Below are 25,892 nucleotides of genomic sequence, written 5' to 3' on the forward strand. Positions count from 1 at the left end.
GCGACCGCCCGCCGCGCACGGGTGTGCGGGCGCGGGCGGGCGCCTGGCCGACCCGCGCGGCGTGTGCACGGGCCTTCGGACCGGGCGCCCCCCGCGCCCGCCTGCTCGCTCGGGGCGTCAGTGCCCCGGCCGCCAGGTGCCCTGGGCGACCTCGGGCACGAACCCGCTCAGCTTCGCCGTCTGCGCGGCGTCGGTGAGGTCGATGCGGCGGCCCTCCTGCGCGGAGAGGTACGCCGCCATCAGCAGGCGTGTCACCTGCAACCCGTCGTCGAGCCCTTCGTCGGGTGACCGCCCCTCCAAGAACCGGGTCACCATGTGCCGGTCCTCCTCGGTGTAGCCGTAGGCGCCGGCCTCGTCCGGCAGGATCGGCATCAGCCCGCCCTCGGCGTTCTGCTTCTCCACCAGGTCCTCGCCCTGCTTGCCGGCGATCTCCCGGCTCAGGAACACCTTCGCCTCGGTGTCGAGGCTGTTGACCTGCATGGCGTACTCCGGCCCCAGCAGCTCGAAGCTCAGCCGCAATCCCGCGCCCACGTAGCTCCACGAGGTGGTGCCCTCGGCCACGACCTCGTCCCCGTCGCCGTTGCGGAAGACGATGGTGGCCCGCGCGTAGTCCTCCGACGGGCGCCCGCGGTAGTCGACCTCGGGGCCGTAGCGGCGCATCAGCTCGTCCGCGTAAGCCGGGCGCGACCACTTCAGGCACGCGATGGTGGCGTCGACGCTGACCGGCGTCAGCCACTCCGACGACGGCACCCCGGGCGGGGTCAGCAGGAAGCGCCCGGCCTCCACGCTGTGGCACATCATGTCGTTGAGGACGCCGCCGCCCTGCTTCTCGCCCTGCCAGAACCACGCCTTGTGCGGTCCGCTGTGCTCCTCCGCACAGCGCGCCAGGTAGGGCGAGCCCGCGGCCCCGGCCCCGCGCGACCACACCAGGTCGTGGGCGCGGGTAACCCCCGGCGCGAACACCTGGTTCTCCAGGTAGCCGTGCAGCAGCCCGGCGTCCTGCACCAGCCGCATGACCTCCTCGGCCTCGGCCACGGTGCGGCCCAGCGGCTTCTCCACGGCGATGCCGCGCAGCGAAGCCCGGCCCGAGGAGACCTCTTCGGCGACCGCGCGCACGGTCTCCAGCCGGACGTGGTTGGGGGTGGTGATCCAGACCGCGTCCACGGCGGGGTCGCGCACCATCTCGCGGATGTCGGCGTAGGGGGTGGGGTCGCCGACCCGCAGTTCGCGCGCGAGATCGCAGACGCCGCGCACCGACGACTCGGTGCGTCCGCAGACCGCGGTCACATCGGCGTCGCGCACGCCGCGGAAGGCGCGGGTGTGGAAGTCGGCGATGAATCCGCTGCCGACGATTCCGACTCCGAGCCGATCGCTCGCCTGTGCTGTCACGTTGCTCTCCAAATCCGTGGAAGGGTGCCGCGGGTCGCGGCCGCCGACCGCCCGCGGGCGGTCGGCGGTCACTGCCGCAGCCGCTTCTGCCTGCCGTAGGCGGTCAGGACGATGATCAGCACCACGCCGTAGATGATCTGGCGGGGCGCATCCCCCCACTCGCCGCCGCCGATCTGCATGATGCGCAGCAGCGAGTCGAGGACGGTCAGCAGAATCGCGCCGATGACGGTGCCCAGGTAGCCGCCGACCCCGCCGATCAGCGCGGTGCCGCCGATGACGGCCGCGGCCACGCTGTTGAGCATGTAGTCGGTGCCCAGGCTGGTGTAGACGTTCTCGGCGTAGCCGAGCAGTAGCAGCCCGCCCACGCCCGCGAACAGCGACGACAGCACATAGGCGGCGAACTTGACCGCCGCGGTGTTGACGCCGGACAGGTAGGCGGTGGTGGGGTTGGCGCCCACCGCGTAGAGCCGCCAGCCGAACGGGCTGCGCCGCAGCAGCCAGATCACCAGCGCCGACAGCCCGAGCCACAGCCACAGCACGCCCGGGATGCCCGCGACGGTGTCGCCGGAGACCAGGGTGCGCAGCAGGGGCGCCGCGGAGCCCTCGGGCCGTCCGCCGGTGTAGAGCCGGATGAAGCCGGCGACCACCGCGATCATGCCCAGCGTCATGACCAGCGGCGGCACCCGGAAGACCAGCACGCCCACCGCGTTGACGACGCCCACGACGCAGCACGCGCCCAGCGCCAGCAGCACCGCGACCACGAAGCCGTCGTTCGAACCGTCCATGAACCGGGAGGCGACGATCGCGGCCAGGGTCGCGGTGGCGCCCACCGACAGATCGATGCCCTCGCCGCCGGCGATGATGACCAGCGTCTGGCCGATCGCGATCACGCCGAGGAAGGAGGCCACCGTCATCAGCGTGACGAACTGGTCCCAGCTGGCGAAGGCCGGCGAGACCAGTGCCGCGACCGCCCACAGCAGCACGGCGACCGACGCCGAGATCGCCACCGGGTCGCGCACCAGGCGGCGCAGGCGCGGCGTCGGCGCGGGGGTGTTCGGCTGCGCGTCGGTGCGGGGGGTTCCGGGGGCGCCCGGGTCGCCCTCGTTCGTGGAGACCGTCATCGCTTCCCTCCCGCGAACGCCGGCCGCCGCGCGCCGTTGCGGGCCGTCAGCAGCCCGGCCAGCGCGATGGCGACGATGATGATGCAGCCGTAGACGAACTCCCGCGCGTCGGTGGGCACCCCGGCGAAGAACACCAGGCTCTGGATCAGCGACAGCACGATCGCGCCGACCAGGGCGCCGCCGACCCCGCCGGATCCGCCGCGCAGCCGTGTCCCGCCGATGACCAGCGCCGCGATCGAGCCCAGGGTCAGCTCCGTGCCCAGCGTCGGGTCGCCCGCGCCGGAGTCGGCCAGCAGCGCGATCCCGGCGAGCGCGGCCACCGCGCCGCCCGCCACGTAGGAGAAGACCCGTACCGCAGAGACGGGGACGGCCGAGGTGTAGGCGGCGTCGGCGTTGCCGCCCACCGCGTAGAGGTACTGGCCGAAGCGGTGCCGGCGCAGCAGCCGCCAGCCCAGCCACAGCAGGAGCAGCAGGACGGCGGGAACGGGGACGTAGAGCGCCAGCACCATCCCGAAGGTCTCGGTGAGCAGCGGCGACGCGGTCCCGCCGGGCTGCGGCAGCACCAGCAGCGCCAGGCCGCCGAAGACCGAGCTGGTGGCGAACGTCGCCACGATCGGCTGCAGCCGCAGCCCCGCCACCACCAGGCCGTTGACCAGCCCGCAGGCGGCGCCGGTGGCGACTCCCGCCGCCAGCGCCAGCGGCAGCCGGCTGTTGTCGCCGTCCATCAGTACCACCGAGACCGCCGACGCCAGCGTCACGATCGTGCCGATGGACAGGTCGATACCGCCCCCGAGCACGATGATGGTCTGCGCGGCGGCGATCGTGGCGACGGGCAGGAACGTGGCGAAACTGGCGCTGAGCGAGTAGGGCGAGAAGAAGTTCGGCTGCAGTACCACCGACGCCCCCACCGTGAGCACCAGCAGCGCGGTCACGGCCAGGGTGGGCATGCGCGCGGACAGCACCGATTGCGCTGCCCTGGCCGCCGGTCCCGGCGGCGCGGCGGCTCCCGGTCCCGGGTCGGGGGATCGGGTCGTTGTGGGCGTAGTCATCGCCTTCCTCGGTTTCGGATCGGCCGCCCGCGGCGGGGGGCCGCGGCGGTCGGCGGTGTGCCGGCCGCCGCCGGCGGGGTGGTGGCCCTCGGCTGTCCTCTCTGCTCGGACGCCGTCACGCCGCCCCGCCCTTCTCGTCGGAGCCCAAGGTCCGGCGCGCCTCGCCGGACGCCTCGGTGGAGGCGCCGGCAGCGGCGCCGCCGACGCCGGTCGCAGCGGTCGGCTCCGCCGCGGCCTCGGCAGCCTCGGCCGCGCGCGCCTCGGGCCCGGTGCCGGCCTCCGGCAGCGCGGAGCCCTCGGTGCCGCCGTCGCCGCCGTCGCCGTTGACGTGCATGGAGCTGGCGATGAGCGTGTCCTCGTTCAGCCGCTCGCCCGCGACCTCGTCGACGATGCGCCCCTCGAACAGCACCAGCACCCGGTCGCAGACCTCGACCAGTTCGCGGTCGTCGCTGGAGCCCAGCACCACCGCCGCGCCCGAGGCCGCCAGCTCCGAGACCACCGCGAACATCTCCGCCTTCGCGCCGACGTCGATCCCCTTGGCGGGGTCGTCCATCAGCACCACGCGGGGTTCGGTGGGGAACCACTTGCCCACGACGATCTTCTGCTGGTTGCCGCCCGACAGCGTCGAGACGGGATCGTCCAGCGAGCCGTAGCGGGTGCCGATGCGCTCGGCCACGGCCCGCGCCGCCGCGGTCTCGCGGCGCTTGGACAGTGCGACGCCCAGCGCCGCCCGGCGTCCCACCGACGGCAGCGAGAAGTTCTCCAGGATGGGGCGGCCCAGCGCGAGCCCCTGCACGCCCCGGTTGCCCGGCACGTAGGCGAACCCGGCCCGGACCGCCTGCTTCGGCGAGCGGGGGTGGACCGGGCGGCCGTCGAGCCGCACGCTGCCGCCGCCGCGCCTGCGCGCACCGAAGAGCGTCGCCAGCAACTCCGACTGGCCCTGGCCCTGCAGCCCACCCAGCCCCAGCACCTCGCCGGGGCGCAGATGGAACGACACGTCGTCCAGGAGGCCGCCGGCCAGGCCGCTGACCTCCAGCAGCGGGGCCGCTTCGGAGGTCTGGGGCGCCTCCGGCTCGGCGGCCCGGCCTTCGGCGCGGGCACCCGCGGTTCCGTCCCCGGCCCCGTCCCCGCCCCCGGCGCCGGACGCCGCACCGCCCGGGTGCGCGGCGGCCGGCGCCGAGCCGTCGGACATCAGCTCCACCAGCTCCCGCTCGGCCGTCTCGCCGACTGTGACGGTGGTGACGTCGCGCCCGTTGCGCATGATCGTCGCCCGGTCGCACACGGCCCGGATCTCGGCCAGCCGGTGGGTGATGAACAGGATGAGCACGTCCCGCTCGCGCAGCTCGGCCACCACGTCGAACAGCACCCGCACCTGGGCGCGGCGCAGCGAGGCGGTGGCCTCGTCGAGTACCAGCACCCGCGGGTCGCGAACCAGCGCCTTGCAGATCTCCACGACCTGGCGCTCGCCGGGGTCGAGATCGCCCACCCGCTCCTCGGCGGGCACCCGCCCGCCGAAGGCCGGGGCGAACCGCTCCAGCCACGGCAGCGCGCGGGCGCGGGCGGCGCGGCGGTCGCGCAGCCCGAACCGGGTCGGCTCCACGCCCAGCACCAGGTTGTCCAGGACGGTGAAGTCCTCGATCAGCGACAGCTCCTGGTAGACGGCGCTGACCCCGGCGGCGAGCGTGTCGCGCGGACCGCGGGGACGCAGCCGGCGGTCGGCGAGCAGGACCTCGCCGGCGTCGGGCCGCACCACCCCGGTCAGCACCTTCAGCAGCGTCGACTTGCCCGAACCGTTGGGGCCCAGGACGGCGTGCACGCTGCCCGCCTGGGCGCCGAAGTCGGCACCGGCGAGGGCGGTGACGCCGCCGTAGCGCTTGTGCACGCCGCTCATCCGCAGAAACGGCGGTGTGTCCACAGCTCTCTCCCTGCTGCTACTCGCCCGGGGCCGGGCGCGCCCGGCCCCGGCGGCGGGCTACTCGGACTTGAAGTAGCTGTCGGCCTTCTCCGGGCTGATGTTGTGGTCGAGGGCGTAGGCGTCGGGCTTGTCCTGCACCTCGGCGAACTTCTCCTCGAAGTTCTCGTCGGTGACGGTCTCGGGGATCGGCAGGTGGATCGTGTTGCCGTCCTCGACCGCCCCGTCGGCGAACTCCTTGCCCTGCAGCATCCGCACCACCACGTGCAGCGCGGAGACCGAGACGGAGGGCGGGTTGGGCACGCCGATGCTGGAGAAGCCCTCGTCCTGCTCCCGGAGCGTGTTCCACTCCTTCATGTAGCCCACGCGCGCCTCGCCGGTGATGGCGACCTCGGTGGCCAGGTCCTCGGCCTGCAGGGCCTGCATCGCGCCCAGCGCCATGCCGTCCTGCACGAAGACGCCGTCCACGTCGGGGTTGCTGGCCAGCAGGTCGCGGGTGACGGTCTGGCCCTTGCTCTGGCTCCACTCGGCGAAGTCGCTGGCCACGACCTCCACGCCGGCCTCGTCGAACACCGCCTGCGCACCGGACCAGCGGGCCTCGTTGGCCGGGTGGCCGTCGATGCCGTTGACGGCGATGATCCGGCCGCCGTCGCCGACCTCGCCGGCCAGCCACTCCGCGGAGATCGAGGCCCACTCGGACTGGTTGATGACCACGTCGGTGACGTGCTCGGACTCCACCGCCTGGTCGATCGCGACGATCTCGATGCCCTGGTCGGCGGCCTCGGCGAAGACCTGGTTCAGGGCGGTGGGGGAGTTGGGGTTGACGATGATCGCGTCCACGTCGGAGCGGATCAGGTTGCGGATCTGCTGGATCTGGCCGTTGACGTCGACGTCGGCGCTCTCGATCACCAGCTCGTCGACGACGCCCTCGGACTTGTAGTCGGCGAACGACTCCTCCAGGACCGAGATCATCTGCTCGCGCCACTCGCTGCCGATGAAGCCGTTGCTGACACCGATGGTGAAGGGGCCCTCGGACTCGCCGCCCCCTCCGCCGCCGTCGTCGGTGGCTTGGGGAGTGCTGCACGCGGTCGCGGCGAGCATGATGCCCGCTGCTGCGAACGCGCCGAGGGAGTGGGGGCCGAAGCGCCGACGCGGATTCCAACCCATGGTGGGCCTCCATGTACCTGAAAAGCGAAAGGGGGATCGGGCGGGTCGTGGGGGGTTGATATGGGGACTGGTATAGACGAATCGGTATAAATCGGTGCTGGGGTCGGGCGGTTCGGGTGTAGAGACGGGGACGGGCGTTTCGGTCGGGTAGGCGGCGGAAGGGTGCTACCGCGCCGCCGCGGTCGCGCCGGCCGCCTGGGCCGCGGCCAGGGCCCGGTCGATGTGCTCGGGTGCGAGCACGTGGTCGATGGCCAGACGTCCGGCGCCCAGCGCGCCGCCCGTCTCGCCGGTTCCGGTGGGTACGACGGTCAGCCGGTGTGTGGCCAGCGGCAGCGAACGCCGGTAGATCACCTCGCGCACGCCCGCCAGCAGCGGTTCGTGGGCCGCGGCCATGACGCCGCCCACGACGATGGCCTCGGGGTTGAAGAAATTGACGAGCCCGGCCAGCACATCGCCGATGCCGCGCCCGGCCTCGCGCACCAGGCGCACGGCCAGCGGGTCGCCGCTGTTGACGAGGTCGACCACGGCGCGGCCGTCGGCGGCGTCCGCACCGGCCTCGCTCAGCCGCGCCGCCAGCGCGGCACCGCCGGCCACCGCCTCCAGGCAGCCGGTGTTGCCGCAGCGGCATTGGGCACCGTCGGCCCCGGGCACCCGGATGTGCCCGATGTCGCCGGCGCTGCCCTGGGCACCGCGGTGCAGTCGGCCGCCGGCGATGATGCCGCAGCCGATGCCGGTGCCGACCTTGACGAAGAGCAGGTTGTCGGCGCCCACGCGCCCGTGGCGGGTCTCGCCGAGCGCGAGCGCGTTCACGTCGTTGTCGACCAGGACCTCGACGGGGTAGCGCGAGGTGAAGTACTCGGGGACGGGGTATTCGTGCCAACCGGGCATGATCGGCGGGTTCACCGGCCGCCCGGTGGCGAACTCGACGGGACCGGGGACCCCGATCCCGATGGCCTTCACCGCCGACAGCGGGCGGCCGGCCTCGGCGAGCAGTTCGTGCATGCGGTCGTCGATGTGGCGCAGCACGGGCTCGGGGCCCTCGGTTATGTGGAGTGGGGCCTCGCTGGCGGCCAGCAGCGTGCCGCCGATGTCCATCAGCGCGACCCGGCAGTGGGTGGCGCCGAGGTCGGCGCCGACGACGCAGTTGTGCTCGGTGTTCAGCCGCAGCACCCGCGGCGGCCGTCCGCCGGTGGACGCGCCGCTCTCCCGCTCCTCGACGATGCCGTAGGCGATGAGCGTGTCCACGCGCTGGGCGACGGTCGACCGCGCCATGCCGGTGAGCCGGGCCAGTTCGGCCCGGGTGTCGGCATCGCCGCGGCTGATGAGGCCGAGGACGTCGCCCGGAGAGTTCAACGAAGGTGCTCCTGCCGGTGGGTGGCGCGCGGCGGGGCGCGACACGGATGGAAGGTGCGGGTCGGCAGCGGCTGTGGCCTGCACGCGGCCGCTGTGACCCAGGTCATGAAGATATGCGTTCTTCTGACGAGCGTCAATGCTTATTTTGACGAAAATCGTTTGAAGTCGCCCGAAATCGAGCGAGTGGCAGGCATAAGTCGTGCCGTAAGCGGCTGGAGATCGGAAGAGCGGGGCACACCGCAGGCGGCGGGGCGGCGACCCGGTGCTCCCTGCCGGGGCGCGGGGAGCCGCGCTTCGCCGCGGTGCGGGCGCGGCCGTTTACCGGGTGGCTCTGGTCGGAAGGTGTCCCAGAGGGCCTCGCGGCGGCGTGCGACGCGCCTCCCGAGCCACTCGGCGCGCTGCGCAGGCGATCCGCGGTCCTCTCGGGTCGGAGCGGGGGTGCGAAACGACGTGTCACGACGCGTTCGACCGCGAAGCGTCCGCTGATACCGCGCATGTCGCCGCCGCTGGGGTAGCGGTGCACCGCGCCGCTCGCGGGGACAGCTCGTCGCGTCGAGCCGGGGCCGCTCCGCTGGCGGCGGCCGCGGCGCCGGGGCACCGCGCACGGGACACGTCGACCACGAGGAGGCGGCCATGAGCGAGACTCCCGGCGACCCCTATGTGCCCGGCGCCGCTGCGCCGACAGAGCGGACGAGGCTGCGGATGCTGCCGGGGCTGGGCGCGGTGGCCGCGGTCGCGGTGGCTCTGTGGGGCGGCGGGGCGTTCACCTCGCACGCGACCGCCCGCAGTTGGGAGGACGCCCGGGAGTTCGCCGGCGTCGACCGACTGGTCATCGACAACCGCGCCCCCGGTGACGTGCGCGTCTCGCTGAGCGAGGGCGGGGGAGGACTCACCCTGGACCGCGCCGTTCGGGAGAGCATGCTCAACCCCGCCGACATCGACGTGGCCGACGAGGGCGACGGCGGGACCGTCTGGGCGGACTCCCGCTGCGCTCGCAGCTGGCCGGGTCTGGGCACGTGCTCGGTCGACTACCGGGCCGCCGGTCCGAGCACCACGGCCGTCGACCTGTCCACGCGCTCCGGCGGCATCGTCGTCACCGGCCTGTCGACCGAGGCCGCGGCCGAGAGCTCGGGCGGCGACATCACGATCGAGGCGACCCCCCGCGTCGCGAGCATCTCGGCGCGGGCGGGAGCAGGCGACGTCACCGTGACCGTCCCCGAGGGCAGCGGCCCCTTCCGCGTCACCGGCCGCTCGGAGTCGGGAGAGCGCACGATCGCGGTGCGCACCACCACGAAGGCGTCGGCGCCCACCTTCGATGTGTCCACATCATCCGGTGACGTTGCCGTCCACTACCGCTGAGGCGAGGGGCGGCGAGACACCCCGCTGAAGCTCGTCATAACGCCGGAATCACCCACCGTGATACGACACGACAGACACGACAGGTGATCGCCGACCCCAACCGCGACGCTCAATTCCGATGAACGGCCGTCGGTACCCCGACGGTCCTCTGCTCGGCGGTTGCGCACCTGGCGGAGGGGCGGCTCGGGTCTACTGGGCGGTCTTGCCGGTCTGCCGGGGTGCGGGTGCTCGTGTCGGGAAAGCGGCGGCGACGGTGGCGGATGGCCGGGCCCGCGTTCGCCGGGTCGGGTGCCCGCCGGTGATGCACGCGACGGGGGCGGCGCGGGGTGGCGCCTGTGCCCACCGGGTCGGGTGCTCGCCGGTGTCGGCGGCCGGCGAGGCGGCTCCGGTCTGCTGTGCGGCCTTGATGGTCTGCCGGGTAGCGGGTGGTCTATCGGAAAGGCGGCGGCAACGATGGCAGCGGGGCCGGACCCGCGATCACCGGTCCGGATGTCCGCCGGTCGAGCACCCGACGGGGCGGCCCGGGGCCGCTGTGCGGCCTTGATGGTCTGCCGGGTAGCGGGTGGTCTCGCTGGGAAGCGGCGAGGGCGGCGGTGGGAGGGGCCTGCGGTTACCGGGTCGGGGCCCGCCGGTGCCGGCGCGCGGCGGGGCAGTTGGCGGGGGCCATGCGGCCGGATCATGACCACGAGTTGCACGTACGTGCGGTGGCATCGGCTTCGGTGTCGCCCCGAGGTGCCATCCCCGCACCGTCGTTCCGCGATACGAAAAAGCATGGGGTGTTTTGTCCACCAATGCCCGAGTTCCCGATGGGTCCGCCTCCGCGTCGCGGCGGAGGTGGCGCACGAGGCGCGCCGAATGGCGCGAAAAGCGCCCCCGGCGTCGACTTTTCGTGCGCCTCGTGGCCGCTGCGTCCGCCGAGGCCGCCCGCAAAACGGGCATAGACCCCCAAAATTCCACTCCATCGGGGGTGGGTCTCCCGGCGGCCGCGCCCGGGCGCCACGAGCGACGTGTCGTCGCCCCCGGGCCCCGATCCGGCGCATGCCGGTTCATCCGGCGATGATCGCGAACTTATGGCCGCGGAATACGCTTTCCTGCGACCATAAGTTCGCGATAGACGGGTCAAGCCGCGCCGAGTCTGTCTGCAGGGTTGGATTCGGCGTCGAATCCAACCCTGCAGACAGACTCGATGGGACCGGTGCCACCTATTGCAGGGTTTCGACTCGTCCGGGGGACGCCCGTTCCCGACCATGGTCGCCACCCAGCGTGGTGAATGGCCGCCGGTGGGGAGCACCAGCTGGCCGTACCTGGGGATTTCCCGCTGGCCACTGACAGCCCAGCCGACCCGAGCCGCCGATCCGCCGCGCGGACCACCGGCGAGCACCCGATCCGACAACCGCAGGCCCAGCCCACCGCCGTCCGCGCCGCCCCCGTCGGCTGCGCCACTGGCGGGCACCCGGCCCGATGGGCGCGCGCCCGGTCCTGCTGTGACCGAACTATATGTATTGGACTGAACTCTTTGGGTAATAATCCCTGTTGGCGGCCATCTATCCGATTTGCGGGCAGTTAAAGGCACCACTGCAACGAGCCGCTTGTGGCGGGAGCTCGCGGAGGGGGCGGGCGAGCGGCCGGGCCGCCGTTCAGCGTCAGAGGAGGGAGTCTGATCGCATGGAGTTCTGGCGCACTACCGCGGCGACGACCGCCGGACTGTCCCTGGGCATCGCGCTCGTCGCGACGGCACCCGGGGTGGCGTCGGCGGAGGATCCGGTACCGCCTCCGCCGCCCGACGTGGACTGCCCCGAGGTCGAAGAGGACAACTTCGAGGTCAGTGAGGGCGACCCGCACCGCTTCGACGCCGACAACGACGGCATCGGCTGCGAGGACGGCGAGGGCGACGGCGGCAACGGCGGCAACGGCGGTGAGTCGGACACCGGCGAGGGCGACGAGTCCTCCGCCACCGAGTCCGGCAGCGAATCCGCTACCGAGTCCGACGCCCAGTCCGGCGACGACGGCGCCATGGAGGACGGCACGACGGATGACGAAACGACGGACGACGGCGGCATGCCCACGGGCGGTGTCGACACCGGAGGCGGCGGAGCGGCTGAGGGCAGCGGCGCCTGGGCGCCCGCCGCGGCGGTCACCGCGCTGATCGCCGCAGCCGGAGCCGGGTTCGACTGGTGGCGCCGGCGCAGTGCGCCGGGGGCACGGTGAGCGAGGAGGTTCGTGTCCGCCAGGGCGGTCGCCGCACGGCGCCCGCCCTGGCGGGCCTGGGCGTGGCCGCGCTGCTGATGGGCGCGGCCACCTTCGACGCCGGCTCCGCTCCGCTCGGCCCCGTCCCCGAACCTCCCGCCGTGCCCGGCCCGCAGGCGCCCGCGATGGAACGGGCACGCCCGGTATCGTTGGGCATCCCCGCGCTGGAGCTGCACACCCGTCGGCTCACCGACCTCGGTCTCACCGGCGGCGGCCGACTTGAGGCTCCCGGCCCCTGGCAGGCCGTCGGCTGGTACACCGCGGGTCCCGCACCCGGCGAGGAGGGGGCGGCGGTGCTCGCCGGCCATGTCGACTCCCGCAGCGGTCCGGCGGTCTTCTTCGGCCTGGAGCTGCTGGAGCCCGGGCACCGCATCCGCATCGGCCGCGCCGACGGGACGACGGCCCGCTTCGCGGTCGAGCGGGTGGAGCAGTACGCCAAGGACGACTTTCCCGCGCGCCGCGTGTACGGACCGACCGGCGGCAGCGCCGAACTGCGGCTGATCACCTGCGGCGGCGCCTTCGATTCGCGGACCGGTCATTACCGCGCCAACACCGTCGTCTACGCCCGGCTCATCGGCTGAGGGCCGCCCCGGGCGGCCCCCGGGCGGCGTTCGGGCCGTGCACACCGCACCGGCCCGTGCTCCCGCCGACCGATGCCTTATCCCCTCGCCTCGTCCAGGACCTTGCGGGCGTCGCCCTCGAAGGTCCAGCGGCTCAGCAGCATGCACACGCCGCCGAGCAGTTTGGGCACGGTCAGGATGAGGAAGGCGGTGCGCAGCGACCCGGTGGCGTCGGAGGCGACGCCCACCTCAGTGGGCCCACCGCGGTGCCCAGGGTGAGCAGGAAGTTCAGCCGATTTTAGCGAGGAGCCCCGGCTCTTCAGCGCGGGGAGGAATCGCTTCTCATCACGGCTCTGAGTGCCGGTCGTGCGGGGTCGTTGCCCACGCCGACCGCAACGCTTCCCGCACCATCGCCCGCCGCGGCGAGGCTGCGTGGAATGCGGGGCGTGAGTCACGCGTCCCTGCCGCCCCGTAAGTAACAGGGGTGTCTGGACGGAGGAGCCCACCCGGCAGCCGGTCGGGCGGCTACCTCCAAGCCCGGCCCTTCAGGGCCCGGGTCAAGCTGACGCCGGCCGGTGTTCACGACTCCCCGTCGTCGGCCGGTCCGGGGTGCGCGGATCTGGCGGCCTCCCGAAGCCGCTGCGGGCACACATCGCCGTCCGCCCAGCGGGGTAGAAGGCGATTGATATGTGACCTGGATCATAATTCTGGGGGAGTGATGGCTGAAAACAGAGGCGTCGCCTACGCGGGTCCGGGCCGGGTGGAGGTCGTCGACATCGACTATCCCGAGTTCGTGCTCAAGGACGGACCCGGCGTGCATCCGGCGAACGTGGGCCGCCAGGTGCACCACGGGGTCATCCTGAAGGTGGTCGCGTCCAACATCTGCGGTAGCGACCAGCACATGGTGCGCGGCCGCACGACCGCCCCGGAAGGGCTCGTGCTCGGCCACGAGATCACCGGCGAGGTCGTGGAGAAGGGGCGCGACGTCGAGTTCCTCGACATCGGCGACCTGGTCTCGGTGCCCTTCAACATCGCCTGCGGCCGGTGCGCCAACTGCAAGGCCCGGCGCACCGGCATCTGCCTCAACGTCAACCCCGACCGTCCGGGGTCGGCCTACGGCTACGTCGACATGGGCGGCTGGGTGGGCGGCCAGGCGCGCTACGTGCTCGTTCCCTACGCCGACTTCAACGCGCTGCGGTTCCCGGACAAGCAGCAGGCCATGGAGAAGATGCTGGATCTCACCATGCTTTCCGACATCTTCCCCACCGGGTTCCACGGCTGCGTCACCGCCGGGGTGGGGGTGGGCTCCACCGTCTACATCGCCGGTGCGGGACCGGTCGGGCTGGCCGCCGCGGCATCGGCGCAGCTGCTCGGCGCCGCCGTGGTCATCGTCGCCGACATGATCGGCGAGCGCCTGCAGCAGGCGCGGGCGTTCGGCTGTGAGACCGTCGACGTCTCCGCCGAGGACCCGCGGGCGGGGATCGAGCGCATTCTCGGTGAGTCCGAGGTGGACGCCGGGGTTGACGCGGTCGGCTTCGAGGCGCGCGGCCACGGCGAGGCGGCCGCCGAGGAGGCGCCGGCGGCCGTGCTCAACACGATGATGGACGTCACCGCCGCCGGCGGTTCGGTCGGCATCCCCGGCCTATACGTGACCGGCGATCCGGGCGCGGCCGACGAGGCGGCGCGCGAGGGCTCGCTGTCCGTCCGCATCGGGCTGGGCTGGGCCAAATCGCACGCCTTCTTCACCGGGCAGTGCCCGGTCATGCTGTATCACCGGCAGCTGATGAAGGCCATTCTGCACGACCGGGTGCAGATCGCCGACGCCGTCAACGCCACGCCCATCGGTCTGGAGGAGGCCGCCCGCGGCTACCGGGAGTTCGACCGCGGAGCGGCGCGGAAATACGTCCTCGACCCCCACGGGCTGCTCGGGACCGCCTGAGCCCCGTCACCCGCGCCGCGCTCGGCCCACCACCCGCCGGGCGCGGCGCCGCGGCGGGACCGGGCCGCCCCGGGCCGCAGCCGCGAAAGGATCGGCCTGTCCGGCACTGGTGCGTCGGCGGCGTGCCGGGGATACTGGGGGCCTTGCTCGAAGACGGCGCCGCGCGGGGACGGCCGACCGCGTGCCGCCGTTGCGGCCGACCGTTGACAGCACTGACAGGAGTCCGTTCGCCATGACGACCCAGGCGGCGCCGCCGCGGTCGAGGTGCCAGCGCAAGCAGGACGCCCTCACGCGGCTCGAAACCGACGTCGACGCGTGGGTGGCCACGGCCGGTGCCGACGGGGGCATGCCCCACCTCGTTCCGCTGTCCTTCGTGTGGGACGGTGCGGTCCTGCTGCTGGCGACCCCGGGCGACAGCCCTACCGGCCGCAACATGCGCACCTCGGGTCGGGTCCGCATCGGGATCGGGCCCACCCGCGACGTCGTGCTCATCGAGGGCACGGCGGAGGCGTTCGCGTCTGCCGACATGGACGAGGACACCCTGGACGCCTTCGCCGGCAAGACCGGGTTCGACCCGCGGCACTCGGGCGACTTCTATTTCCGTGTCCGCCCGCAACGGGTACAGGCCTGGCGCGAGGTCGAGGAACTCGCCGAGCGCGAGCTGATGCGCGGCGGCGACTGGCTGGTGTGACCGCTTTCGTCCGCAGCCGGTCAGCGGGGGCGGGTGCGCAGGAGGTTGAGCACGACGGCGGTGAACACCGTGCGGCCGTGCTGGTTGGCCAGCTCCACCCGGGTGCGCAGCAGGCCCCGCTCGGGTTTGGCAGCCGAGGGGCGGACCTCCAGCACCTCGGCCCGCAGGGCCAGCGTGTCGCCCGGCCGCACGGGCTCGGTCCAGCGAAGTTCGTCCACCCCCGGCCCGCCGAGGCTGGCCTTCGCCGAGAGGTATCGGTCCACGTACAGCCGCATCATCAGCGCGGCCGTGTGCCACCCGCTGGCGATGAGGCCCCCGAAGGGGCCTTCGGCCGCCGCGTGCGGGTCGACGTGGAAGGACTGCGGATCGAACCGGCCCGCGAATTCGGCGATCTCGTCCTCGGTCACCGCGATCGTCCCGCAGTCGACGGTTTCGCCGACCGTGTAGTCCTCCAGGAACCGCTCGTGGAACGGAACGGCCTCGGTCCGCCCGCCGGACTGCGCACCCATCGCCTCGCCTCCGCGATCGCCGCCGCTGAAACGGCAGGGCCACTGTAGTCCCCGGGCGCAGCGGCTGCACGGCAGGGGAGTCGGGCAACGCGAGTCCTCCGTCTTAACGGTCGGTCGGCTAATTAAATCAGTCGCTTGACTGAAACTATCCCCTCGACTTGACTGGTCGTGTCGCAGCCGACCGAAAGGACCCGCCATGGACCCGAATGCATCAGGGGCGACTCCGGGCCGGCGGAGCGGCGCCGAGACGGCCCGCGGCCGCCGCGGTCGACGGCTCGCCTACCTCTGCATCGCGGCAAGGTGGTGACCATGGCCGAGCGACGGGCGCGGGACGAACAGGTCAGCGCCACCCGTGAGCAGATCATCAGCGCGGCCGAGCGGCTCTTCGCGGAGCGCGGCGTGGTCACCGTCTCCAACCGCCAGATCTCCCAAGCCGCCGGCCAGGGCAACAACACGGCGGTGAGCTACCACTTCGGCGGCAAGGCCGAGCTGGTCCGCGCCATCGTGCGGCGCCACGCCGAGCCGATCGAGCAGGCGCGCGTGCGCCGGCTCGCCGATCTGTCCGGCTCCGCCGAGGTGCGCGACTGGGTGGGCTGCCTGGTCCGCCCGATAACCGAGCACCTGGCCGAGTTGGGCGTTCCCTCCTGGTACGCCCGGTTCGGCGCCCAGGTGCACACCGACCCCGGGCTGCGCGACATCATGGCCGCCGAGTTCCTGACCACGGCCTCGCTGCGCGAAGTGCTCGAAGGGTTGAACCGGTGCGTGCCCGGCATGCCGCTCGCGGTCCACGTCGAACGCAGCGAGATGGCCGGTCAGCTGATCATCCACCACTGTGCCGAGCGCGAGCGCCGCCTCGCCCGCGGCGCCACCACCGCCAGGTCCAGTTGGCACGAGACCGCCACCGGGCTCGTCGACGCCATCACCGGCATGTGGTCGGCCCCGGTCACCTCGCCGGACGGCGGCGCCCCCGCAGGACACGGCGTCCTGGCGAGCCGCCGCCCACCCGGAGAACCGCGGAGCGGACCGGAGATGAGCATGCCCACCCGGCCGCCCCGGGCACCGGGAACGGCGGCGCGGGATCACACGGCCGACCAGCCGTTGTCGACCGGCAGGACGGCGCCGCTGATGTTGCTGGCCGCGTCGGAGGCGAGGAAGACGATCGCGGAGGCAAGTTCGGCGGGGTCGGCGACGCGGCCGATGTTGCCGGCGTAGTTGCCGAGCACGGTCGGACCGGCCGGTGACTGGGCCGCCTCCACCGAGATGGAGGTCGCGGTCCCGCCGGGAGCGACCGCGTTCACGCGGATGCCGTGGTCGCGGTACATGATCGCGGTCGACTTCACCAGTCCCACGACGCCGTGCTTGGCGGCGGTGTAGGCGGTTCCCGCGGCGCTGCCGCGCAGGGAGGCCTCCGAGGCGGTGAACACGATCGAACCGGACCCCCGGCCGAGCATGTGCGGCAGCACCGCGCGGGTGAGCAGGAACGGCGCGGTCAGGTTGATGCGGATCAGCCGCTCCCACACCGCGTCGCCCACGTCGGCCGTCGCCGACAGGTCGTCCATGATCCCGGCGTTGTTGACCAGGACGTCGATGCCGCCGAGGCGCTCGGCGGCGGTGTCGGCGACCCGGTCGACGACCTCCTGGCGGCTGAGGTCGCCGGTGACGGTCTCGGCGGTGCCTCCGGCGGAGCGGACCTCCTCGGCGGCGCTCTCGGCGGTCTCCGCGTTGAGATCGGCGATGAGGACCCGCGCGCCCTCGGCCGCGAGCCGCAGGGCGGTCGCGCGGCCGATGCCCGCACCGCCTCCGGTGACGATCGCGTTCTTGCCCTGCAGTCCCGAGTCGATCACGGTGGTTCCTTCCCTGGCAGTGCGGTGTCTCGCGGCCATGCGAATATCTGTCACTGAGCGACATTTAGTCGTTCGGGGACAGGATAGCGGCTAGTATGGTCGCCGCGCCCCGACCCGTGCGGCGCTGTCGGCCAGACGAGTCGCGGGGACGCGCCGCGGAAGGAGGCGATATGGCACAGGAGACCTCGCACACCTCCGCCTCGGGCCGCGGACGGCCGCCGATGACCGAGCGCCGCAAGGCGGTCGTGCGCATGGAGATCGCACGCGCCGCGGTCGCCCTTTTCGTCGAGCGGGGGGTCGCCGGTACCACCGGCGAGGACATCGCGCACTCGCTCGGGATCTCCACGCGCACCCTTTGGCGGTACTTCCCCGGCAAGGAAAGCTGTGTACGGCCGCTGCTCAGCACCGGCTTGGACCTCATGGCCGAGCGTCTGCGCTCCTGCCCGCGCGACGTCGCGCTACTGGACCACCTGGAGCTGACGGGCGCCTTCGACGCGGACACGGACCTCGTCGCCGGACCCGTCGCCGACCTCATCTGGATGACCGGCCGCGAGCCGGGCCTGCAGGCCGTCTGGCTGGAGGTGCACCATGCGGCCGAGGCGGTCTTCGCCGGGATCATCGCCGAGCGCACCGGCGCCGAACCCGAGGACCTGGACGTCGCCGTGCAGGCCGCCGCACTCAACGCGGCCCTGCGCCTGGCCGCCGAAGAGCAGGCCGGCTACCGCCGTACCGCAGAGGAGGCCCCGCCCGGCGGCATGGGGGAGCTCGTCCGCCGGGCCATCACCGCAGCCGCACGCGGCCTGCCCGCGTTCGCCCCCGCCACCGCCGCGGGCACCGGGCGCGGCGCCGACGCATCCCGGGGCGTGCACCACGGTTGAGCGGCGCCGTTTCCCTCTTCCCCCCGCCCGGTGAGGCAGCCGGGGCGCGGCGGCCCCGGGCCGGGCGCACATCACCCGGCGCGAACGCGGTCCCACACCGCGGCGTCGGGTGCGCCGTCCGTCCCCCAGACGGCAACCCCGTGCCGCAGAAACGACTGTGCTGGTCCCACCCGGGGAAGAGATGGGACCAGCACGCGGCGTCCGCTCGGACAGCGGGCGCCGCCTCCGTCCCGCCGAGCCGGCCGTCCTCCGGCACCGCGGGCGCGGTCAGAGGGCCGGAGGAGGCTCCGGTCGGCCCTCGAAGGCCGCCGCGCCGGATTCGTCGGTCTCGTCGGCTTCCTCGTCGTCGGGATCCAGGCCGCGGGCGAGGTCGAGGTCGCCGTGCACCTGGCGGAACCGCTGCCACAGCGGCCAGGGGTGGTAGGCGTCCAGGGCCAGCAGCAACGACGCCACCAGACCCGTTTCGGTCTCACCGCCGTCTGCCGCCCGCACGACCGCACCCGACACGCCCTGAGCGGGGGTCGCGGGGTCGGATACCCGCCGCAGTGCGTCGGCCAACTCGGCCGGCACGCCGCCGCTGCCGCGCTCGACGAGGATCCGGCAGTGCTCGGCACTGATCGTCCACACATAGCCGTGCCGCTCCAGGGCCCGGCGGGTCTCCTCGCGGCGCTTGCGGTAGCGGCGCTGCGGCGACATGCGCGCCTCGTCCTCACCCGCGCCCCGCTGTTCGGCGGATGCGGCCCCCTGGTGCCGCCCGTCCGAGGACGGCGCGGTCCGCCGTCCCGCAGCGCCCGCCGACTCCGCGCGGCGCAGCTGCGCAGGCAGCAGGCCGAGCACGATGAGCAGCGCCACCGCGCCCGCACCGAGGACGAGCAGCGGCCCGCCCGCTGTGCCGGGCGGCACCGACAGCGCGAACCACGCCGCCACCACTCCCGCCGCCGTCGCCGAGGCCGCCGCGTGGACGACGGCCGCCACGCCCAGCCGCGCCGGCCCCTCCGGCCTGCGCACCTGCTGCTCGGTGACGGGATCGGGCATGTACCGGGAGCGGCGCGGTCCTTGCGGGTCCACGCGCGGTGCGGCGCGCGCCGCGATCGCGCGCGACAGCAGTCCACCCGTGCTCACCACCGCACCCGCCAGCAGCAGGCCGGGCACGAACGCGAGTGCGGCTTCGACACCGGAGCTCCATCCCGCCGTCTCCTGCAGCACCCGCGCCAGCGACCACGAAACCAACCCGGCGACCGCCAGGGCCATGCCCGCCCACAGCGGATCGATCCCGGGCCCAGACTCCTCGGGCGGCGCCTTGGGCGGCTCGGGCAACTCCGGCGTACCCGGGTGGCGGGGCGGCAGCGGGATGTCCGAATAGCGGTCGAGTTCGCGCAGTGCAGCGGTGTGCGTGATGCCCAGCTGGCGTTCGCGCTGCTGCAGCCACCACCGGCTGTAGGGCGGCGGGTCGGCCTGCGGGTGGTGTGTTGCGTGGAGTCCCGACATCACTCCTCTTCCTCCCTTTCCGCGATGCTCCGCCGCGCCTCGGCGCGATCGGCAGCGCGGTCGTCTCCATTACCGTCGGTACCGCCGTCGGCGTCGTCGGCGGTGCCCGCCCCGGGCAGGGCCTGGTCGGCGAGCCGGGCCAGGATCGCCTCCTTGCGCTCGCGCAACGGCTGCGGATCGAGGTCGCGCACCGACCGCACGACCTCGGCCAGCGGCCCGAGACCGGGCGTGGGCTGGCGGATGTTCTCGAAGAACTGGTACAGCTGCTCGACGTCCTCGGCAGTGAGCTCGGCCGGTTCGCGGTCCTCCGGCGGCAGGGGGTGCCGGGTGCCTTCGCCGTTGACGATCGCACCGTCGGGGGAGTGGAAGCGGATCACCTGCGGGGGCTCCCAACCCGCCCGGCCGTGGCGCAGCCGGGCCGGCAGGATCAGCTTCGACCAGGCCCGGCCCAGCTCGGCGCGGGCGATCGTCAAGCCCTGGTCGCGGCCGGAGCGCAGCGTGCGCCAGAGGCGATCGGCCTTGCCGATGGCCCTGGTCGCCCGCCACCGCAGGAAGGACTCCCGCAGCCGCACCAGCCGGTACCCGAGCATGGCCGAGCCGCGCTTCTCCCGGTAGGGGTTGTAGACGGAGATCTCCAGCGCCATCAGGGTCAGCGCCAGCAGGAGCAGGAGGAGCATGAAGTCCACGGCCAGCGGGGAGCGTCCGTCCTCCACCTGCCCGTGCGCCCTCAGCAGCGCCCAGTAGCCGAAGATCCCCACGGCGACGACGGGGAAGGCCAGGGTCATCGCCCACCGGCCGATCCGCCAGCCGGTCCGCCCGCGGGGGCGGCTCTCGCGCGGGCGTGAACCGCGCCGCCGGCGGTCGGCGGGCTCGGGGCGCTCTCCGCGCCCATCGCCGCCGGCCTCCGCCGAGTCGTCGCCGGCCGTTCCGGAGGGAGCATCCTCCCCGGCGGCGTCCCGCTCGGCCTGGCGCATGCGGGCCTCTGCCCACAGGCGGCGTTCGGCCTCGGCCTCCTCGTCCCGCTGCCGCCAGGCGATGCGCAGCCGCCGTATCGGCGAGGCCAGCAGCCGCCCGGCGAGGAACAGGCCGGCGCCGAGCACGCCGCCCACCAGTACGCCCATCCAACGCTCGGGATCGCCTTCCTCGACCTGCAGCAGGCCGGAGAAGACCTGCTGGAAATACCAGGCGTCGAAGACGACGACGATCACCAGGACCGCGAACGTCAGGATCCGCAGCGCCCAGTGCGCGGGTTCGCGCTCTGCGGCGCTGTAGTGGGCGAAGTCCCCGTCGACCCTGCGCAGCCGATCGGTCGCGCGGCTCAGCGCGTGTCCGCGGCGGAGGTTCTCCAGGCCGTCGACCGCGTTGCCCGCGCGGGTGTGTGCCCGGACGACTTTGGCGGTGAGCTTGTCGAAGTAGTGCCGGTAGCCGTTGAGCAGCCGCGTGACGTTGTCCCCGGCGGTCACCAGCGCCGCCATCTCGCCGTTGTCGAGCCGCTCGGCGTCGTGTTCGGCCACCATGGAGCCGTAGACCGTCTGCTCGTGCAGCTGGCACGTGCACCCGTGGTGGCAGGGGAACGGGACGAGTTCCCAGTGCCGGGGGCTCGGATCGCGCGCCTCGGGATGCGTGTCGGACATGGGTTCCCCCTCCTCGGTCCCTGTCAGTCCTGGTTGAAGCGGATCTCGACGCGGCGGTTCAGCCGGCCGCACTCGTCGTCGAAGGAGTCCTCGCCGCCGTCGTCGCACACCGGGGCGGAGCTGCCCTTGCCCTCTGCGCGCACTTCGGCGAACCCGGCCGACTCCAGATAGGATCGGACCGCCTGGGCCCGGCGCCGGGACAGGTCCTTGTTGTAGGAGTCGCTGCCGCGGGAATCGGTGTGCCCCGTCACCGTCACTCCCAGCGCCGGATCCAGAGTCGGGCCGTAGTTGGCCAGGACCTCGTCGATGCCCTCCTCCGCGGAGGGCAGAAGCTCGGCCGAGTCGGTCTTGAAGAGCGCTTCGGTGTCGATGACCAGCAGATCGTCGGGGCCGAAGACGGCGATCGGCGGATCCGCCGGCCAACCGTCCCCGGGCGGCTCGGGCGGCTCGACCAACGACGAATCGCTCTCGACGACCACGGGGGTGTCCCCGGCGCCGGGCAGTCGTGCGCCGATCGTGTTCCAGAAATCCCTGATCTGGCCCACAGCCTGCGCCCCGGTGACGTCGCCGCTGTGCTCCACGCCCACACCCGAGACGCCGACCAGCCGCAGCGTGATATCGGAGAAGTCGGCCGTGGGCCATTCCTTCTTCTCGCCGCACTCCTTTTCGAGTGCCTCGTAGTCGGGCTCGTGTAGAACTCGGCTGAGATTGAGGCAACCCATATTGCTGTGCCCGTCGGTGACGACGGTGAGACGTCGGTCACCGGCTCCGTCGAAGGCGCGTGCGCCGGTGTCGATGGCCGCCAACACGTCGGTCCCCGCGTCGTCGGGGCCCGCCGGGGCCTGTTCGAGGGCGGCGGCCACTTGTTCCTCGATGCAGGCTTGGATCCGGTCTGCCTGCTCGTCTGCTCCTTGATCGAGGGCATGAGGCCGAATCGTGTTCGCGAACGCGTAGTTGATATGCGACTTCTGGCCGGAGAAGACCCCCAGGGTGAGCCGGCGCTGCGGTCCCCCCATGAATCCGTGCAGCATCTCGCCGGCGATGTCCTCGGTGAAGTCGGAGATCCTGCCGGACTCCGACTGCATCATGGAGGCGGAGGCGTCGAGCATGACGACGGTCTCGCCTTCCGCTTCATCCGCGTCGGCGGAGGAGGCATCGGTGATCCAGCTGCAGGGCTCCTCCGCCGCCGTCTCGATCTCTCCGAAAAGGAGGTCGCAGCCGCTCACGCCCATGCACACGCAGACCAGCAGCGCAGCGCTGCGCAAGGCGGTAGAGCCCGGAATGTGGAAGTGAATGCGCATCTTCGCCTCTCTACGCGCTCTGCTTCTCGGAGGAATGCTCGGAAGGCCCCTCGGACTTGGGCGGGACGGGCAGGCCCATGTTGATCAGGAGCTGGCGGAAGATGTGCTCGGAGCTCATCATGAAGCTGACGTGGTCCAGCTCGCCCTGCTGGTGCGGCTCCAGGATCGAGTCGAGGTCGCTGAAGAGCTGGACGGTCTGGGACCGGCGCTCCTCCAGCATGTTCTGCAACTGGCGGGTCGCGTCCTTGGGCATCTCGGCGAGCTTGAGGGCGTACGGCGCCATCCACGTCGTCCGCGCCGGATCCACCTCGCCGGCGCCGCGCAGCGCGTCCAGGAACAGCTCCTCCCACTGCTCGCGGAGCATGCGCAGCTGTGCGATCCGGGCGGAGTGGTAGCGCCCCTCGGCGTCGAGCCGGATGAGGTCGCTGCTCGCGGCGGCCAGCATCGCCCGGACCTCGTCGCAGACGTCGACCCGCACCCGGGTGGTGCACTGGACTTCGCCCTCGTCGAAGCAGCCGGCCAGCCGCCGCGCCAGCGCGGCCTCCAGAGCCGCGGCCTCGTGCGGCTCGTACTGCCGCGCGACGGGGCGGATCTCGTCGGTGACGCGGTCGGCGATGCGTGTGCGCAGCTGGGCGATGCGCGAGCGCAGCCGGTACTCGGTCTCCGCCTCCATGCTGCTGTCGATGATGCTGGCCTGGGCGTACCAGTCGCAGCGGATGTCGAACACGAACGGGTAGCCGTCGCCCTTGGCCGGCAGCGACAATCCCGACACCTCGTCCGGGTCGGCGTGCACCTGCACCTGCAGGGGCGTCTGCGGACCATCGGGGTCGGGCCACGGCGGGACGTCGGAGAAGGTGTCGCGCACGCGGTCGGCGATCCTGCGCGGCGGCGGCGAGCCCGCCCCCGACGGCGGGGGTGCGGACAGCGTTATGGGGAGCCCGAGCATGCCGCGGACGCGATCGGCGAACCGCCGCAGCACGCCGTTTGCGGGCGGGGGTGAGGTCACTGGTTCGTCACCTTTCGACAGAGGTGGGGCGGGGGGTCTGGCCGCGACCGCGATGGGCTCGCAACTGGTGGTACAGCGCGAGCCGCCGGCGCAGGTCGGGGTCGGTTCCGAGGTACTTGAGCAGCTCCTCGAACGCGGAGTGCTCCGGGGACTCCGGCGCGGCCGAGTCGTCCCAAAGGGACAGGAACTCCCAGGCGTAGCCGTACAACCGGGCGTCGAGCAGCGCGCGGCGCCACAGTCCGGCGACGTCGGCCGCGGCGACAGCGCCCAGGCGGCCGTCCGCAAGCCGGACGAGCAGGTCGTAGCGTTCGGGCGCACCCGGCTCCGCCGGTCCGGCGGCCGACGAGCGCTCCGCTCCGCCGCTCTCCGCGGGGATGAGGGCGATGCGCAGGAAGGCGTCGGCCACTCCCATCCGGGCCCGGAACTCCAAGCGGGTCCAGGTGATCAGCTCCTTGAGCACGTCCTCGCACCGCCCGGCCGCATACAGCTCGGCCAGCGCGGTGGGCACCAGTCGGCCGAAGCCGTCGAGCAGGCGGCGGCGGATCTCCTTCTCGGCCTCGAACCGGTCGTCGCGCGTGGGCTGCGCCTTCAGGTAGGCGACGTCGACGTCGCGCAACCGCAGTCGCGGGTCGAGCATGAACTCGCGGATGCTGCGCAGCGCCTCTTCGGGCTGCTCGGCGGCGATGTCGGTGGTGTAGCCGCGCAGGGCCACGGCGACCTGCGACCACTTGCCCGAGCGCGCCCACTTGCGCAGCAGGCCGCGCACCTCGGTCTCCCGCGTCCCGTCCTTGTACGCCTTCTCCAGCAGCCACGAAGCGGCCTGGTGGTGGACCGGCCGGGAGGAGTCGGCAAGCGGCACGATTACGCGGCGCTTGATCTCCGGATAGTCCAGTCCGGCCAGGCGCCCCAGAGCCTGAGCGGAGCTGATCCGCACCCGGGTGTCGTGGTCCTCGCACAGCTCGCGCAGCCAGGTCAGCAGCGGGTCGCGCGCGGCGTCGAACTCCGCCCAGACCACGTCCAGGAGCGCTCCCGCCAGCCGCGGCTGCAGCAGCCGCACCACCTGCGGCGGCGCCACACCGCCGGGTGGGTCCGCGCCTTCCTGGGTGGTCGTGCGCACGTGGCGCATCCGGCGGCGCAGGAAGTCGGAGAAGACCTCCCGGCCGAGCGCGTCCTCGGGGTTCTCGGTGGTGCGCAGGTGTCCGATGAGCCGCCCTGCGGCCCGGATGACGGTGCTCGCCGCATGGCCGTCCAGCACGGCGGTGGCCAGGACATAGCCCTGCTGGGTCGGGGAGTCGGTGTTGTGCGCCGCGCTGAGGAGGCGGCGGGCCTGGCCGCACAGCAGCCGGTGGCGGCGCTCGGCGAGGGCGGGCGCCCTGCCCGCGGCGGCGCTGCCGCCGCTCCACCACTCGGCGAGGACCGCCGCCAGTTCGACGGCCTCGGCCGGGGTCGCCATCTCGGCACGCCACGCCTGGACCGAGGGGAAGGGCCGCGCGTAGTCCAGCGCCGCCCTGCCCGCGGAATCCAGGGACTCGTCGAGGTATGCCAGCAGGACCGCGTCGAGGTCGGGCGTCCGGTGCGCGACGAGGTAGGGACGGATCGCCTCGCTGGGCTCGGGATCGTCGATCAGCACCACCAGCGTGCTGCGGTGCTCCGCCAACCAGGTGTGCACCGTGTCGAGATCGGCGTGCGCCAGCGCGTCCGGCCAGGCCAGACCGGTGGCGTCGAGCAGGTGGCCGCTGCCCTCGGACATGCGCCGGGGCAGCGCGCCGAACTCGGTGGCCGCGTGCAGCACGGTGACCCGGGAGCCGCCGGCGCGTGTCCGCGTCCACTCCGCCAGCGCGGCGCAGGCCGAACTTGCGCGGCCGCTGAAGGCCGCGCCGGTCAGAAAGGCGATCCGGTGGTTGGCGAGGACCTCCGCCAGTGCTGTGTCGGAGGGGGCCGACCGGTAGCGGCGCAGCTCGCGGTTGAGCCGGGCGGGGTCGACCTGGCCGGGCGGCGGGGTCCCGGCCCCGCGGCCGGTCCCGCCGAAACTGATGGCCTCGCTGTCGTTGACGTAGACGGCACCGATGTAGGTGCCGGCATCGAAGCCCGCCCGGCGCTGGTCGCGCTGGGTGGTGCTGCGTCGGCGTTCGGCGGCGGAGAGGCCGTCCTCGCCGTCGACGACCATCGTGGGAGTATCGGGCTGCTCGGGGGTCTGCTGTTGTCCGCCGGAAGGCGGGACGTCGTCCGCGCCCTCGGGCTTTCGAGAGCCGTCGGCGGCGCCGGAACCGGGAGCGGCCTCGCCTGCAGCGGAGCCGTCCCCGTCTTCGGCCCGGTGCCCGTGTTCGTCGCGACCCGTTTCCGTCTGCCCACCGGCGGTCCCGTCCGCGGTCGGCTCGTCGGTTCGCCCCGGCCCCGGCCCGTCGTCGGAGCCGGGTGCCGATGCGGTGGCGTTGTCGTCCATCG

Annotated in this window: 20 protein-coding genes and 1 pseudogene; 7 read left to right on the forward strand and 14 right to left on the reverse strand. The window is 73.0% G+C overall.

Annotated elements, in window-relative coordinates; all coding sequences use genetic code 11:
* Positions 1-117: 117 nt before the first annotated feature.
* The 6 genes from EKD16_RS08730 to EKD16_RS08755 form a co-directional block, all read right to left on the reverse strand.
* On the reverse strand, positions 118-1,389 hold the full coding sequence (locus EKD16_RS08730) for a Gfo/Idh/MocA family protein (protein ID WP_131097928.1): 1,272 nt from the start codon (positions 1,387-1,389) through the stop codon (positions 118-120).
* Between the two features lie 68 nt (positions 1,390-1,457).
* Positions 1,458-2,510: an ABC transporter permease gene (locus EKD16_RS08735; RefSeq protein ID WP_131097929.1), complete on the reverse strand. Its 1,053-nt coding sequence runs from the start codon at positions 2,508-2,510 to the stop codon at positions 1,458-1,460.
* Complete coding sequence (locus tag EKD16_RS08740; RefSeq protein ID WP_242677300.1) at positions 2,507-3,559, reverse strand: ABC transporter permease; 1,053 nt, start codon at positions 3,557-3,559, stop codon at positions 2,507-2,509. The genes EKD16_RS08735 and EKD16_RS08740 overlap by 4 nt, the downstream gene beginning before the upstream one ends.
* Positions 3,560-3,674: 115 nt before the next feature.
* Positions 3,675-5,474, reverse strand: coding sequence for a sugar ABC transporter ATP-binding protein (locus tag EKD16_RS08745; RefSeq protein WP_242677301.1), 1,800 nt, complete (start codon positions 5,472-5,474; stop codon positions 3,675-3,677).
* 57 nt (positions 5,475-5,531) lie between these two features.
* Positions 5,532-6,638, reverse strand: a complete 1,107-nt coding sequence (locus tag EKD16_RS08750) for a substrate-binding domain-containing protein (protein WP_131097930.1) — start codon at positions 6,636-6,638, stop codon at positions 5,532-5,534.
* Between the two features lie 165 nt (positions 6,639-6,803).
* A complete protein-coding gene (locus EKD16_RS08755) occupies positions 6,804-7,991 on the reverse strand; it encodes an ROK family transcriptional regulator (protein ID WP_131097931.1) in 1,188 nt (395 codons plus the stop codon).
* Positions 7,992-8,624: 633 nt separating this feature from the next.
* On the opposite strand from EKD16_RS08755, the gene EKD16_RS08760 reads away from it, so the two are divergent.
* The 3 genes from EKD16_RS08760 (at position 8,625) to EKD16_RS08770 (ending at position 12,178) form a co-directional block, all read left to right on the forward strand.
* Positions 8,625-9,350, forward strand: a complete 726-nt coding sequence (locus EKD16_RS08760; protein WP_131097932.1) for a DUF4097 family beta strand repeat-containing protein — start codon at positions 8,625-8,627, stop codon at positions 9,348-9,350.
* Positions 9,351-11,015: 1,665 nt separating this feature from the next.
* Positions 11,016-11,558 carry a hypothetical protein gene (locus EKD16_RS25715; RefSeq protein ID WP_207391474.1) on the forward strand — a complete coding sequence of 181 codons (543 nt, stop codon included), beginning with the start codon at positions 11,016-11,018 and terminating at the stop codon, positions 11,556-11,558.
* On the forward strand, positions 11,555-12,178 hold the full coding sequence (locus EKD16_RS08770; RefSeq protein WP_242677302.1) for a class F sortase: 624 nt from the start codon (positions 11,555-11,557) through the stop codon (positions 12,176-12,178). Before EKD16_RS25715 ends, EKD16_RS08770 begins: the two co-directional genes overlap by 4 nt.
* A gap of 77 nt (positions 12,179-12,255) precedes the next feature.
* Here EKD16_RS08770 and EKD16_RS25305 read toward each other — a convergent pair whose 3' ends face one another.
* Positions 12,256-12,405 carry a hypothetical protein gene (locus EKD16_RS25305; protein ID WP_165498534.1) on the reverse strand — a complete coding sequence of 50 codons (150 nt, stop codon included), beginning with the start codon at positions 12,403-12,405 and terminating at the stop codon, positions 12,256-12,258.
* Positions 12,406-12,875: 470 nt separating this feature from the next.
* Here EKD16_RS25305 and fdhA point away from each other — a divergent pair, with 470 nt between their 5' ends.
* Entirely contained in the window at positions 12,876-14,096 is a 1,221-nt protein-coding gene (gene fdhA / locus EKD16_RS08780; protein ID WP_131097933.1) for a formaldehyde dehydrogenase, glutathione-independent, read from the forward strand.
* Between the two features lie 232 nt (positions 14,097-14,328).
* Positions 14,329-14,787, forward strand: coding sequence for a pyridoxamine 5'-phosphate oxidase family protein (locus tag EKD16_RS08785; protein WP_131097934.1), 459 nt, complete (start codon positions 14,329-14,331; stop codon positions 14,785-14,787).
* Positions 14,788-14,807: 20 nt separating this feature from the next.
* Here EKD16_RS08785 and EKD16_RS08790 read toward each other — a convergent pair whose 3' ends face one another.
* The gene (locus EKD16_RS08790) at positions 14,808-15,296 is read right to left on the reverse strand and encodes a MaoC family dehydratase (protein WP_131097935.1); all 489 of its coding nucleotides are present in this window, start codon (positions 15,294-15,296) and stop codon (positions 14,808-14,810) included.
* 309 nt (positions 15,297-15,605) lie between these two features.
* Here EKD16_RS08790 and EKD16_RS26460 point away from each other — a divergent pair.
* A pseudogene (locus EKD16_RS26460) lies at positions 15,606-15,788 on the forward strand (TetR family transcriptional regulator); the annotation flags it as partial.
* 587 nt (positions 15,789-16,375) lie between these two features.
* Here EKD16_RS26460 and EKD16_RS08800 read toward each other — a convergent pair.
* Positions 16,376-17,140: an SDR family NAD(P)-dependent oxidoreductase gene (locus tag EKD16_RS08800; protein ID WP_207391475.1), complete on the reverse strand. Its 765-nt coding sequence runs from the start codon at positions 17,138-17,140 to the stop codon at positions 16,376-16,378.
* A gap of 170 nt (positions 17,141-17,310) precedes the next feature.
* Between EKD16_RS08800 and EKD16_RS08805 the strand changes: the two genes are divergently transcribed.
* The gene (locus tag EKD16_RS08805) at positions 17,311-18,018 is read left to right on the forward strand and encodes a TetR/AcrR family transcriptional regulator (RefSeq protein ID WP_449457370.1); all 708 of its coding nucleotides are present in this window, start codon (positions 17,311-17,313) and stop codon (positions 18,016-18,018) included.
* Between the two features lie 267 nt (positions 18,019-18,285).
* On the opposite strand, the gene EKD16_RS08810 is transcribed toward EKD16_RS08805, so the two are convergent.
* The 5 genes from EKD16_RS08810 to EKD16_RS08830 are packed head-to-tail and all read right to left on the reverse strand — an operon-like array spanning position 18,286 to position 25,890.
* Complete coding sequence (locus tag EKD16_RS08810) at positions 18,286-19,506, reverse strand: hypothetical protein (protein WP_131097936.1); 1,221 nt, start codon at positions 19,504-19,506, stop codon at positions 18,286-18,288.
* Complete coding sequence (locus EKD16_RS08815) at positions 19,506-21,140, reverse strand: hypothetical protein (protein ID WP_131097937.1); 1,635 nt, start codon at positions 21,138-21,140, stop codon at positions 19,506-19,508. Before EKD16_RS08815 ends, EKD16_RS08810 begins: the two co-directional genes overlap by 1 nt.
* A 23-nt stretch (positions 21,141-21,163) precedes the next feature.
* Entirely contained in the window at positions 21,164-22,441 is a 1,278-nt protein-coding gene (locus EKD16_RS08820; RefSeq protein ID WP_131097938.1) for an OmpA family protein, read from the reverse strand.
* Positions 22,442-22,451: 10 nt separating this feature from the next.
* Entirely contained in the window at positions 22,452-23,447 is a 996-nt protein-coding gene (locus EKD16_RS08825) for a hypothetical protein (RefSeq protein ID WP_131097939.1), read from the reverse strand.
* A 7-nt stretch (positions 23,448-23,454) separates the two neighbouring features.
* The gene (locus EKD16_RS08830; protein WP_131097940.1) at positions 23,455-25,890 is read right to left on the reverse strand and encodes an ICP22 family protein; all 2,436 of its coding nucleotides are present in this window, start codon (positions 25,888-25,890) and stop codon (positions 23,455-23,457) included.
* Positions 25,891-25,892 lie beyond the last annotated feature (2 nt).

Origin of the sequence: Streptomonospora litoralis, from assembly GCF_004323735.1 — a bacterium.
Taxonomy (GTDB): domain Bacteria; phylum Actinomycetota; class Actinomycetes; order Streptosporangiales; family Streptosporangiaceae; genus Streptomonospora; species Streptomonospora litoralis.